The 12,690-nt window shown below is 59.6% G+C and carries 9 protein-coding genes and 1 pseudogene; 7 read left to right on the top strand and 3 right to left on the bottom strand.

The window, feature by feature from the left end:
• The first annotated feature begins 133 nt into the window (after positions 1–133).
• From cls to BHV64_RS12770, 7 genes are all read left to right on the top strand, one after another.
• The gene (gene cls, locus BHV64_RS12800) at positions 134–1,498 is read left to right on the top strand and encodes a cardiolipin synthase (protein ID WP_254886324.1); all 1,365 of its coding nucleotides are present in this window, start codon (positions 134–136) and stop codon (positions 1,496–1,498) included.
• A 24-nt stretch (positions 1,499–1,522) separates the two neighbouring features.
• Positions 1,523–2,134 carry a porin family protein gene (locus tag BHV64_RS12795; RefSeq protein WP_022062258.1) on the top strand — a complete coding sequence of 204 codons (612 nt, stop codon included), beginning with the start codon at positions 1,523–1,525 and terminating at the stop codon, positions 2,132–2,134.
• 257 nt (positions 2,135–2,391) lie between these two features.
• Positions 2,392–3,210 (top strand): outer membrane protein assembly factor BamD, encoded by an 819-nt coding sequence (locus tag BHV64_RS12790; RefSeq protein ID WP_044054464.1) that lies wholly within the window; start codon positions 2,392–2,394, stop codon positions 3,208–3,210.
• 1 nt (position 3,211) lies between these two features.
• Positions 3,212–3,544 (top strand): DNA-directed RNA polymerase subunit omega, encoded by a 333-nt coding sequence (locus tag BHV64_RS12785; RefSeq protein WP_015547382.1) that lies wholly within the window; start codon positions 3,212–3,214, stop codon positions 3,542–3,544.
• 12 nt (positions 3,545–3,556) lie between these two features.
• A complete protein-coding gene (gene coaBC, locus BHV64_RS12780; RefSeq protein ID WP_217726856.1) occupies positions 3,557–4,777 on the top strand; it encodes a bifunctional phosphopantothenoylcysteine decarboxylase/phosphopantothenate--cysteine ligase CoaBC in 1,221 nt (406 codons plus the stop codon).
• Between the two features lie 71 nt (positions 4,778–4,848).
• Positions 4,849–6,492: a DNA repair protein RecN gene (gene recN, locus BHV64_RS12775; protein ID WP_015547381.1), complete on the top strand. Its 1,644-nt coding sequence runs from the start codon at positions 4,849–4,851 to the stop codon at positions 6,490–6,492.
• Between the two features lie 77 nt (positions 6,493–6,569).
• Positions 6,570–7,157 (top strand): histidine phosphatase family protein, encoded by a 588-nt coding sequence (locus BHV64_RS12770; RefSeq protein ID WP_015547380.1) that lies wholly within the window; start codon positions 6,570–6,572, stop codon positions 7,155–7,157.
• 142 nt (positions 7,158–7,299) lie between these two features.
• Here BHV64_RS12770 and BHV64_RS12765 read toward each other — a convergent pair.
• The 3 genes and pseudogenes from BHV64_RS12765 to BHV64_RS12755 all read right to left on the bottom strand — a co-directional run bounded on the left by BHV64_RS12765 (position 7,300) and on the right by BHV64_RS12755 (position 12,686).
• Positions 7,300–8,215, bottom strand: a pseudogene (locus BHV64_RS12765) (DMT family transporter).
• A gap of 1,036 nt (positions 8,216–9,251) precedes the next feature.
• Positions 9,252–11,123 carry a beta-N-acetylhexosaminidase gene (locus BHV64_RS12760; RefSeq protein WP_172633811.1) on the bottom strand — a complete coding sequence of 624 codons (1,872 nt, stop codon included), beginning with the start codon at positions 11,121–11,123 and terminating at the stop codon, positions 9,252–9,254.
• A 57-nt stretch (positions 11,124–11,180) separates the two neighbouring features.
• A complete protein-coding gene (locus BHV64_RS12755) occupies positions 11,181–12,686 on the bottom strand; it encodes a hypothetical protein (RefSeq protein ID WP_254886325.1) in 1,506 nt (501 codons plus the stop codon).
• Positions 12,687–12,690 lie beyond the last annotated feature (4 nt).

Here is a 12,690-nt window from a genome sequence, read left to right as displayed (position 1 = left end):
AGCCGGAAATTCCAAAAACCGAATAAAACGTAAAAAATAAGAATCCTGACCCGAAAAGGCCAGAACCCCGTTGCTATTGCATAGACAAAGATAGGAAGTAAAATCCATATTTCCAAATCTTTTTTCGCGCCCCGTGGCACGGATCGTGCCCGCCGTGCGGGGTATGTACATCGCCCTTACGCTTCATCTGCTGTGGACGCTCGGCGCGGCCGCCGTCATCACGCGCCGCCAACGGATACCGGCCTCGGCGGCCGCCTGGCTGGCGCTGGTCTTCCTGCTTCCCGTCGCCGGCACGCTGCTTTACGTGCTGGCCGGATACCGCCGCGCGGTCCCGGCGGCAGAGTCCTGCGACTGCCGGGGCGACGCCGTGGAGCAGATCGTCGCCCGCGGCTGCGGAACCCGCCCCGCACCCCGCAACAGCGTCAGTCTGCTGCACAACGGCAGCAACGCCTTCACGGCGCTGATCGCCGCCCTGCAACACGCCGTCCGCTCGATCCACATGGAGTACTACATCATCCGCGACGACCGCATCGGGCGCACCATCGCCGAAATCCTGATCCGCAAAGCCCGCGCCGGACTCGAAGTGCGCGTCATCTACGACGCCGTAGGCTCGTGGCGGCTGAGCCGCACGACATTGCGCCGCATGCACGACGCCGGGGTACGCACGGCCGCCTTCGAGCCGGTGCGCTTCCCGTGGTTCACCACGCGCGTCTCGCGCCGCAACCACCGCAAAATAGTCGTCACGGACGGCCGTGTCGCCTTTCTGGGTGGCATAAATATTGCGAAATACTACCTCGACGGAGATTACATGGGCAAGTGGCGCGACGAGCACCTCCGCATCGAGGGCGACGCCGTGAAGGACTTGCAACGGCTCTTCATCGCCGACTGGGCGCGGGTCACGGACGAATGTCTCGACCTGCGCCGTTACGTCGCCCCGCACGGCATCCGGCAACGCCTGCCGATCCAGCTGGCCTGGTCCGAAGAAGGCCCCTCGCGGCTGACCATCGCCGAGGCTTTCGCAGCGGCCGTCGTCCGGGCCAGACAGCGGGTGCGCATCTGCTCACCCTACTTCCTGCCCCCGACGCTGATCCTCGACGCGCTGCGCCTTGCGGCGCGGGGCGGCATCCGGGTCGAAGTGATGATCCCGACGTGCAGCGACTCGCCGTTCTCGGACCTCGTGTCCGACTCCTACGTCGCGGACCTGCTCGACGCCGGAGTCGAGCTCTACCGCTACGACAACGGATTCCTGCACGCCAAACTGGTGATCGTCGACGACACGCTGGCGTCGGTCGGAACCGCGAACATGGACTACCGCAGTCTGACGGACAACCTCGAAGTCACGGCCTTCATCCGCGACCGCGAGACGGTCCGGCAGCTGGCGGCGACCTTCGACGACGACCTCGCCTCGTGCCGCCGCATCACGCGCGCCGAATGGAGGCCGCCGCTGTGGCGCCGGACGCTGGGCGACGTGCTCCGGCTCGTGTCACCCCTGATGTGATCCCGTCCTAAACATCAACGTTTTATGAAACACCTGGTCTTCACCCTCCTCGCCGCGCTCGTCTTCTCCGGCGCGGCCTCCGCCCAACGCCTAATGGTCGGCGTACGCGGCGGCGTCAACTTCGCCGACTACTCGTTCGTCCCGACCCGCATCGGCGACACCCGCTTCACGCCCGGCGCCGTCCGGGCCGGTTACGACGTGGGCTTCGTCCTGCGGCTCAACCTTTCGAAACACCTCCACCTGCAATCGGAACTGAACTACGCCTTCGTCAATTACAACGTGCTGGCCGAGAACTCCGGGAGCCGCCGCATCGCGCTGCGCACCGAGCGGTTCGAAATCCCCGTCCAGCTGGGCTTCCAGTTCGGCGTGCTGCGCCTGTTCGGCGGCGCGCTGTTCCGCGTCACGGAATCCGAGCGGAGCAGCGTCCCGCAGCTGCTCAAGGTCCGCTTCAACAACGGCGACGTGGGCGTCATGGGCGGACTGGGCTTCAACGTCCGCAAATTCTTCATCGACTTCCGCATCTCGGGCTACCCGCGTTCGCGCGTCTGGCACGATTTCACCTCCGAAGGAATCGCCCGGCGCGTCAAAGTGCCCCACGACATCGTCTACGGCGGGTCCCTGGGATTTTTCTTCTGACACCGTCGCCGAAAACGTCCCGGCACGGCGCGCCCCACCGCAACAAGCTGCAAATCGGGCATTTATCCACACCCCGAAACATCGTTCCGGCACCTTCGCCCCGCCCTCAAGCCCCCGCCCCGGCAGGGGCTTTTTCACGCGCCGCCGGAAAAAACGCCCCGCACGGCATCTTCGCAGCCTCCGCGAGCAATATTTTTTTTGCAAATCGTTAATTTATGCGTAACTTTGCGCGATAAAGCGCCGTAAAAGATTCATAAATGAAGCAGACTTTTTTATACGCCCTTTGCGGAGTGGCGGCAGCGATCATCCTCGGAGGATGCTCCGGGATGAACGCCCTTCTGAAAAGCGGGCAGCCCGAACTGATTTACAGCAAGGCGCTGGAGTACTACCAGAAGGAGAAATGGCAGCGCGCCTCGACCCTTTTCGAAGGCGTGCAGCACTACTACACGGGCTCGTCGCGCGAAGACAGCATCTCGTTCTTCAACGCCCGCTGCAAGTACAAGAACCGCGATTTCGACACGGCTTCGACCCTGCTGGACGACTTCCGCCGCAAATTCGGCCGCAGCGCCTTCATCGAAGACGCCGAGGGCATGTACGCGCTCTGCTTCTACTACCTCTCGCCAGGTCCCTCGCGCGACCAGACGATGACCGGGCACGCGCTGATCGCCATCAACGAATTCATGTCGCGCTATCCGCAGAGCGACCGCGTCGAGAACTTCCGCAAGATCAACACCGAGCTGACCGAACGGCTCCACGAGAAAGCCTACCTGAACGCCTACACCTATTATAAGACGGGCAAATACAAATCGGCGATCGTGGCGTTCAAGAACGCGCTGAAACAATACCCCGAGAGCAAACGCCGCGAAGAGATCATGTACCTGATCGTCGATTCGGGCTACCGCCTGGCCAGCAACTCGATCTCCGAAAAGCAGACCGACCGCTACCTGTCGATGCTCGACTCCTACCTCTCGTTCAAGGAGGAGTTCCCCGAATCGACGCACATCAAGAGCCTCGACCGCATGGCCCAGCAGGCACGCGACTACCTCGACCGCAATAACAAAGACAACAACATATAAGATGGAAATCAAGAAGAACATTCCCAACAACACCATCACGCGCAAGCTGGTGGATCTGGACCGGGAGACGGGCAACGTCTACAAAAGCATCAATATCATCGCCCGCCGCGCCAACCAGATCTCGACCGAACTCAAGACGGAGCTTAACCGCAAGCTCGCCGATTTCTCGTCGCCCACCGACACCATGGAGGAGACCTTCGAGAACCGCGAGCAGATCGAGATTTCGCGTTACTACGAACGCCTGCCCAAACCGGTGATCATCGCCACCGAGGAGTTCCTCGACCACGAGCTGGTCTACAAGGAGGGCAAGGACGGCGTGATGAAGGAGATTTAAAATCCGCACGCAATGGCATCCCCGGGCACGTGTCCCCCGCTGGCGGGACGCCACATACTGCTGGGTATCACGGGTAGCATAGCGGCCTACAAGGCTGCCGTGCTTTGTCGTTTATTGAAGACGGCCGGCGCCGACGTGCGCGTGGTGATGACTCCGCTGGCGAAGCAGTTCATCACGCCCCTGACGATGGCCACGCTCTCGAAGAACCCGATTCTGGTGGAGTTCTTCGACCCCGAAAACGGCGCGTGGAACTCCCACGTGTCGTTGGGCGAATGGGCCGACTGCTACCTGATCGCCCCCGCCACGGCCAACACTCTGGCCAAAATGGCCTCCGGCATCGCCGACAACCTGCTGCTGACCACCTACCTCTCGGCCCGCTGCCCGGTCGCCGTGGCTCCCGCCATGGACCTGGACATGTACGCCCACGAGGCCACGCAGCAGAACCTCCGGACACTCGCCCGACGCGGCGTGCACATCGTCGAGCCGGGCGAAGGCGAACTGGCCAGCGGTCTTCAAGGCAAGGGCCGCATGGCCGAACCCGATGCGATCGCCGCATTCGTCGGCGGCCTTCTCCGTGAAAAAAAAAAGAGCCTGCAAGGTAAACGGCTGATCGTCACGGCAGGAGCCACGATCGAAGCCATCGACCCCGTGCGGTTCATCTCGAACCACTCCTCGGGCAAGATGGGCTATGCCATTGCCGGGGAGCTGGCCGACAGAGGGGCCTGCGTGACGCTTGTCACGGGCCGCACGGAGCTGCCGACGCCCGCGGGCGTCGAGCGCGTGGACGTGCTCTCGGCCACCGAGATGTACGACGCCGCGGTCCGGGCTTTCGAAGGGTCCGACGGGGCCGTGATGTGCGCCGCCGTGGCCGACTACACCCCCGACCGGGTTTCGGACACCAAAATCAAGAAATGCGACGGCGACATGTGCATCACCCTGCGCCGCACGCGCGACATCGCCGCCGAGCTTGGAGCGCACAAGGGCGGCCGCCTGCTGGTGGGATTCGCCCTGGAAACCCACGACGAACAGGCGCACGCCGAAGCCAAACTCGAAAAGAAGAATTTCGACTTCATCGTCCTCAACTCGCTGCGCGACGCCGGAGCCGGCTTCCGCGGCGACACGAACAAGGTGACCTTCATCGACCGCACGGGCCGCGAAGAGCTTCCCCTGCTGTCGAAGCGCGAAGTCGCCGAACGCATCGCCGAACGTATCGAAGAGTTTTTCGCCGAATAGCGCGCAATCGCACCCGGTTTTCGTTTTTTCATTTTTAATTCTTAATTTTGAATTCTTAATTCCGAATTGGTATGCTACGCCGTCTGTCGGTCGAAAACTACGCGCTCATCGACAAGCTCGAAATGGAGCTGGACCCCCACCTGAACATCATCACGGGTGAGACCGGGGCCGGAAAATCCATTCTGCTCGGCGCGCTGGGCCTGCTGCTCGGAGCCAAGAACGACGGGCAGGCGATGAAGGACGCAACGCGCAACTGCACGGTGGAGGGGACCTTCGACCTCGCGGGAAGCAGTCTGGAAGCGTTTTTCGCCGAGAACGACCTCGACTATGCCCCCGAAACGACCCTGACGCGCATGATCACCCCTGCGGGCAAGAGCCGCGCCTTCGTCAACGACGTACCCGTGCAGCTGGCGCAACTGCGCGAACTGGGCGCACGCCTGCTGGACATCCACTCGCAGCACCAGAACCTGATCCTCTCGTCGGAGGAGTTCAGGACTTCGGCGCTCGACACCGTGGCTGCGAACGGGGAACTGCTGACGCAGTACGCCGCGCAGTATGCCCGGCTTACGGAGCTGCGCCGCCGTCTCGCGGCCCTGCGCGAAGAGGCCGCCAACGGCCGCCGCGACGAAGAGTGGCTCCGGTTCCAGACCGAGGAACTCACCTCGGCCAACCTGCGCCCCGGCGAGCAGGCAGAGCTGGAGGAGGAGCTGGCGGTGCTCGAAAACGCCGACCGCATCGGCGAGGCGCTGACCTCCCTGCGCAACGCCCTCGACGCCGACGAGACCGGGGTGCTGGCGCAGCTCAAGAATTCGGAGAACGAACTCAACCATATCCGCAGCCACTACCCCGCCGCCGGGGAATATGCCGGACGGCTGCGCTCGGTGCTGGAGGAACTGAAGGACATCAACGGTTCGGCCGCCGCCGCATGCGAACGGCTCGATGCCGACCCCGAGCGGCTGGCGAAGTGCTCGGCGCGGCTCGACACGCTGATCGCCCTGCAACAGAAACACCGCGCGGCGGACGAAGCGGAGCTGATCGCCCTGCGCGACCGCTGCGCTGCACAACTCGCAGCCATCGTCCACAGCGACGAGGAGATCGCCCAGGCGGAAGCAGCCCTCTCGGAAGCAGCCGAAAAGACCGCGACGCTGGCCGACCGTCTGCACAAGACGCGCGAGAAGGCCGCTGCGGGATTCGAGAAACACATCCTCTCGACCCTCGCCCGGCTGGGCATGCCCGAGACGGTTTTCCGCATCGCCCTGACACCCCTCGCAGAGCCGGGACGCACGGGCCGCGACAGCGTGCAATTCCTCTTCACGGCCAATCCGCGAATGACGCCGCAGCCCGTCGAGCGCATCGCCTCAGGCGGCGAGCTTTCGCGCGTGATGCTGGCCCTGAAAGCCCTGCTGGCCGAACGGATGCAGCTGCCGACGATCATCTTCGACGAGATCGACACGGGCGTTTCGGGCCGCATCGCCGACGCCATGGGCGAAATCATCGCCTCGCTCTCGGCCTCGATGCAGGTGGTGGACATCACCCACCTGCCGCAGGTCGCTTCGAAGGGCACGGCGCACTTCGTGGTCTACAAGCGCGGCGGACGCACCGACATCACGCGCCTGGGCGACGAGGAGCGCGTGACCGAGATCGCCAAGATGCTCTCCGGCTCGGAAATCACCGACGCCGCCGTGGCCCAGGCCCGCATCCTGCTCGGCAAATAGCCGTACAAAACCGATTTCACACGTGACGGAGCGGCCGGACCGCTCCGCCCGCCATTATAACCCCTAAAAAACACGACATGAACGACATCCTCGAAATTGCGGCCGCCAACCAGCAGCGCGCCCGCGAGGTCATCCGCGACACCGATCTGGAGGCCATCTGGCGCTCGGTGGGCGCCGAAGCGAACCTCGTAGGCTCGCTCCGCACGGGTCTGCTGATGAAGCACCGCGACATCGACTTTCACATCTACTCCTCACCGCTCCGCGTGGCCGACAGCTTCGCCGCCATGGCCCGGCTGGCCGAAAATCCCCGCATCCGTCGCATCGAGTACGGAAACCTGCTCGACGCGCAGGACCAGTGTCTCGAATGGCATGCGTGGTATGCCGACGCCGACGAACGGCTCTGGCAGATCGACATGATCCACATGCCCCGCGGCTCAGCCTGGGACGGCTATTTCGAACGCGTGGCCGACCGAATCAGCGCCGTACTGACCGACGAGACGCGCCGCGCCGTCCTGCAAATCAAGTACGACACGCCCGACGAGGTGAAGATCATGGGCATCGAATACTACCAGGCGGTCCTTCGCGACGGCGTGCGCACCTATGCCGAGTTCGAAGCATGGCGTGCGGCGAACCCCGTCGAGGGCATTCTGGAATGGATGCCGTAAGCCCGCCGGAAACACCGCTCCCCTGCACGGCCCTGCCGGCCGGCATATGGAAAGCATTGAACCGCAAATGCGGCAAGGAGAAATAACCGCCGCAGCCTCAAAGAAAACGGACCGTTCCTTTCGGGGGACGGTCCGTTTTGCGTCAATGCCGGCGCAGCCGCCACCGTTGCACGATCGTCTCGCCCCGGAAGTAGATGACCAGCGAACTGACGATGACCGCCATGCCCGCCACGGTGCTAAAATCGGGGTATTCCGCCGGGCAGCATGATCCAGCTCAGCACGGCTCCCAGGACAGGATTGATCAAACGGCACATATTGATGTCGCTGACCTTCGTGCCCTCGGTGCGCAGGGCCATGAACCAGAAACTGAAGGCGAAGACCGAGATGAAGACCAGCACGCCGAGACTCGCATAAAACCCGACGGGCTTGGCCCAGAAGGGGTGGAAACCCTCCGCCGCGATGCCCACGCCGTAAATCAGCAGGCCGCCGAAAAACATCTGCACGGCATTCAGGAAGATCGGATCGACCTTGCCCTTGTCCTCCGAAACCGAAATCGCGGAATAGCCCTGGAACAGGATGCAGGCCAGCAGCAGGACGATACCCCCGATGCCGCGCCAGTCGAGCGGCGAACCGTCGCTGCCCGTGCCGACGATCAGCAGCAGTCCCGCGAGGCTCACCGCAAGACTCACGACCTTGTAACGGTTCAGGCGGTCGTTGCTGGCCACGAGGTGCGCCAGCAGCACGTTGATCAGCGGCGTGAGGCCCATGACGATCGAGCTGATGGCCCCGCTGACGAAATCGACACCGAAATAGAAGGCCGTATAGCCCATGAACATATTGATCAGGATCAGGTTGCCGAAAAGCCGCCGGTGCTGCATGATCTCGCGCCACATGCCGCGATGCCAGGTGTAGGCGAAGAGAATGATTCCGACAACGGTGAAGCGCAGGCCCGCGAAATTCATCGGCGAGAAATCGTAGCTCAACCCCTGCTTGATGAACGGATTGACAATCGCCCACAATACTGAGGCCAGCACGGCGTAGAGTATTCCTTTTTTCATAACGTGCATCTTTCCGCCGCAAAGGTACGAAAAACGGCCGGCAAAACGAAACCGGTCCGGGCAAATGGACGGGCCGGTCCGGGAGCAGGCCGTGCATTCGCCGGAACGGCGCAGATGCCGGATACCGCGTCCCGGTCCGGGCGGATTCTGATTTTAAGCCGGATCCGTCCGGGCATCGTGAAGAACGGGACGAACGGATAGTACTTGAGGTATTATCCATTCATTTTTAGATAGAGTTGTAACTTAAAAAGTTATGACTCTATTTGCATATAGCAGGTAATGGTTAGGAAACAGTCGTATGCATTTGTTCGCATCTGCGTTCCATCTTGTCAAACAACTCCTGTTATTGAATACAAATTTAATAAAATGTCCCGATTTTTCAAATTGGATAATTTATTTAGAATGACTTCACCATGATAAATAGACAGTCCTCCAATGGTTATATTCCATCAAATGATCGTGAACAACAAAACTATCTCGGAGGATATGGGTTATCGTTCCGGAATATTGAGGAACATAAACACATTGACAAACGCTTGTACACTAATATAGAGCGTATGACTTTAAATATTTGGTTCTCCCGTCTCTAAATAGATTGAACCTGATAGATAAGCCGATTATATGCGATGTTGAACCGTTCACATAAATATCGATCGCTTCTGAATCGTACGATAAGCCCCGGGGATCTTTGATTTTGAAAACTAGCAAATCTCCGGGGCGATCTATGACGAATCGGTTATCGACCGGTGTGTTTATCGGGCATTGCCCCCTCCGGAACGTCAATTACGATGTCGTTTCTGTTTGCGAAATGAAGACGATCTTTCGGAACAGGAGCGACCCAACGGCATATTCGTCCGCGCCAGGGCATACGGGAAAAATCCGAAGGCCGAAAATAAAAGGGCTGTCTGTTATTCCCTCCACCCGGACCTTTTCCCGAATCAACCCAAAGTCAGCCACGTCCGACTCCGTTTCAAGGCTGCGCACAGTCTGCCGCCCAGAAAGAAAAGGCGATAACGCACAATAGTCGATGGAACGATTAATCGAAATATTCTTTCCAGATTTCCGGCACATCGAACGGATAATAGTTGTCGATCTCCGCGGCGAGAGTAACCAATTGTTTCCGTTCAGGACTTCGAATCACTCCATCCCGACATACGGCGGCCCGGACCACCGTCGAATCGGTCACGGTAAAAGGAGCTTCGTAAAGCGAAGCGTCGGGCGTCGGCGGGGTTCCGTCTAACGTGTAGCGAATCTCTGCGGGATATTTCTCACAGTCGAGAGTCACCTCAACCGCTTTATTTCCGGAACGAATGCGAGTCGTGATCTCAACTTCGTCGCTCAGCGTAAAAGTATTTAGCCCCCGTTGCTGCAACAGTGGGATATGGGAGTTCATCCGGACTTTGAAATCGCTCCATTCGCGCTTCTCCTGCGGTGTCCATGCCAATTCTGCCACAGCCAGCAGACGCGGAAAGATCATGTATTCCTGTTGCTCTTCATCTTCGATATATTCAGCCCACGTACATCCCTGCACACCGACGATGCGGTCGGCGCGATCCGCCCGGATCGGCTCCACGGCCGCAGGGTCCACGAATTCGGCCCGGATGATCGACTCGTTGCGGGCCGCCGATTCCGGATCAGCCGGCACCGGCTCGAAAGCGTACATCTTTTTAATGGGAGAATATCCGTACATGGCACGCGGCTGAGTGGAAGGATCGGCCTGATACCAGTCGAAATAGAGCACTTCACCGGGTGTCATTACGGCATAATTGCCCCGATTAGCGGCTTCGATAGCCCCTTTCTGTCCACGATACGACATAACCAAGGTTTCGGAATGCAGTTCGTTGTGCAGTATTTCATCCCAGCCGACCATAACCCGCCCTTTCGAAGCGAGAAAATCCTGGATACGGGCGATCATATAGGGTTGGAGTCCCTGTATCCCGTCAAGTCTCTCCCGCTCGATCAGGGCCTGGCATTTCGGACAGGTCGCCCAGGCGACTTTCCGGGCCTCGTCGCCTCCGATATGGATGTATTTCGAAGGGAAAAGCTCCATAACTTCGGTAAGCACATCCTCCATAAAAGTATATACCTGTTCGTTGCCGACACAAAATTCTCCCGTCGTATAAGGTTTGCCCGTACAGCACAACTCCGGATAGCCGATGAACACGGCGTCGGAATGCGCCGGGAATTCGATCTCGGGAATGACCGTAATGTGCCGCTCGGCGGCGTAGGTCACGATCTCACGGATGTCCTCTTTGGTGAAATATCCGCCGTAAGCGCCCGGAGTTCCCTCGGGAAGATAGCGACGGTCGTTCCGGTCCCACCACGCGTACCAATCCCGCTGCGTGCGGAATGCCCCTTCGGCGGTGAGCCGCGGATATTTGTCGATCCGGATGCGCCAACCACCGTTATCGGTCAGATGGAAATGGAATACGTTGAGTTTGTAGCGGGCCATTTCGTCCAGCATCTTCAGCACCTGACTTTTCGGAAAGAAATGCCGCGATACATCCATGTGCATGCCCCGGTAGGCAAACCGGGGCCGGTCGCTGACCCTTACGCAAGGAATACCCTTGTCGGTCATCAACTGTTCCAGCGTCCGTTTCCCATAGAAAATGCCGGTCTGGGTGGCGGCCGTGAGTCTCACCGACGAGCGATCGACCGTAAGTTCGTATCCCTCCCGTCCCAGCGCATCCATCCGGGAATTGTCCACAACTACGGTCGTGAAGTCGTCCACCGTCGTGTTTCCCGGCTGAAAATACCCGGACAGCACCTCCATTTCCGCCGGGCGCGGAATGAGATTCACCCGAATCGCTTCGTGTGAACAGCACCCGGAAAGGGCCATTAAACAAAGAAAAAGAATAGAGACTCCCCAGCCCGAACGGATACGTCCCGGCAACAATCGTTCATTCATGTCCAATTGATTTTTACATAAAATACGGCCCGGCCGTCAAGCCGGGCCGAAACATTCCTATTTACAGGACCACACGGTTATCTGCACTTCGGCAACATTCACATCGGAATCCTCGACCACATTGCCGTCGGCGTCGACCCGGGAGGTGATCTCGCATTTCACATACCGGTAGGTCGCATTTCCCTTGTCGAATTCGATCCGCCCGGTCGTGACCTCGGCTCCGGCGTCTTCCGTAGGTTTCGTCCGGTCGGAAGTGAAAGTCGTGATCAGCGTCCAACTTTCGTTGCCGCCCCGATAGTCCTCCGGAGCATTGCTTCCATAGATATTCATCGTGCGGAGCTTCTGGCCGCCTTTGCCTCCGAATTTGTTCCAGTAGGTGAGCGTAATGCCCTGACATCCGGTTCCCAAATCCACATACCACGACGGAACGGTGCCTTTTTCTGCCTCCCCAACTGCGTCGGGGCCCCAATAGAGGTCCTTGTGCTCGTCGCTCCCGTCCATGATACCGTCATAAAGATACGAATCGTATTTTACGGAACCGTCCCAGTCGGTGAATACGGACGAAGCCCAGAAATTGTCATATCCGGGATCGGCTGCGCCGCTGATGGGAAGCGGCGCCGAGGACCAAACCTTATTCAGGTCGTCGTCGGTCTGGAAGTGATCCTCGATCGTTATGCTCGCATCCCACGGAGCATAGGTCAAACCCAACGTCAGTTCAGCATTCTTCAAGATCTCTTCCGCACGGCCTTCAAGCCGCGTGAGTTTGTCTGCCGGAATACTTCCGGAAAGACGTACGACGAAATCCTCATACGCGTCGCCCCGGAAAACCCGAAAATCCATCTTCACATTGGCCCTCGTCTCGTCCGAAGGCATCAGCACACTCCGGGCTGAAAAAACTGTACCCTCTTTCGTCAGCTCGATTCGCTTCGAAGCGGGCTCCCCCGTCGCAAAGTCGTATTGCCCCGTAAGGTCAACCCGGTCGTAGAGATCGCCCACGGTAAGTTCCACGGCCGTGACATCATTCGGGACATCGGTCAGGCGGACATCCAAGGCCCCGACCAGGCGTTGCAGGTCGGAAACGGGAACCGTCGCGCCGACATTCCGGGAAACGGACGTCGTACCGAGCACCATATCCGGAATAGCTTCGTTCATGTCCGTTACGGTCACGGTTGTGTTCTTTTTGGCCTCGTCCGAAGCCTCGTAGGAAACATGAGGGACTTCACGATCCATCATCAGCGCGACGAGCGAATAAGCCGCCTTTTCCACCACGAACGGTTCGAGATCGCCGAACGAGTCGGCATGCTGGTATTTATAGCAGTCGGATGACATGTCGTTGAAAAGGTAGAGCGACACCCCATACTCACCGAGCCCCTCGAAGCCATCGCTTTCGGATGCAAGAACGGGCACGATCTTCCAAAGCTGATCCCCCTCTTCCGGTCTTTCGGATTTCGCCTTGTCCTCGTCGCACGAGCAAAGCAGAACGAGCGTGAGCGCAGGCAGCAACAGGAGACGTGCAAGGCGATCCGCCCATCCGCAGGCATTCCCGACATTCTGTTTTTTCATCATC

It is taken from the genome of Alistipes sp. 56_sp_Nov_56_25 (assembly GCF_001915285.1).
GTDB lineage: Bacteria > Bacteroidota > Bacteroidia > Bacteroidales > Rikenellaceae > Alistipes > Alistipes shahii.
Note: the sequence above shows the minus strand (reverse complement) of the source record. Positions and strands in the feature narration are given on the sequence as shown.

Bases quoted from the DNA above. Each gene is read 5' to 3' on its own strand.
- BHV64_RS12770 (WP_015547380.1), top strand. From the start codon at position 6,570: ATGAACGACATCCTCGAAATTGCGGCCGCCAACCAGCAGCGCGCCCGC.
- recN (WP_015547381.1), top strand. From the start codon at position 4,849: ATGCTACGCCGTCTGTCGGTCGAAAACTACGCGCTCATCGACAAGCTC.
- BHV64_RS12760 (WP_172633811.1), bottom strand. From the start codon at position 11,123: ATGAATGAACGATTGTTGCCGGGACGTATCCGTTCGGGCTGGGGAGTC.
- coaBC (WP_217726856.1), top strand. From the start codon at position 3,557: ATGGCATCCCCGGGCACGTGTCCCCCGCTGGCGGGACGCCACATACTG.
- BHV64_RS12790 (WP_044054464.1), top strand. From the start codon at position 2,392: ATGAAGCAGACTTTTTTATACGCCCTTTGCGGAGTGGCGGCAGCGATC.
- BHV64_RS12795 (WP_022062258.1), top strand. From the start codon at position 1,523: ATGAAACACCTGGTCTTCACCCTCCTCGCCGCGCTCGTCTTCTCCGGC.
- BHV64_RS12755 (WP_254886325.1), bottom strand. From the start codon at position 12,686: ATGAAAAAACAGAATGTCGGGAATGCCTGCGGATGGGCGGATCGCCTT.
- BHV64_RS12785 (WP_015547382.1), top strand. From the start codon at position 3,212: ATGGAAATCAAGAAGAACATTCCCAACAACACCATCACGCGCAAGCTG.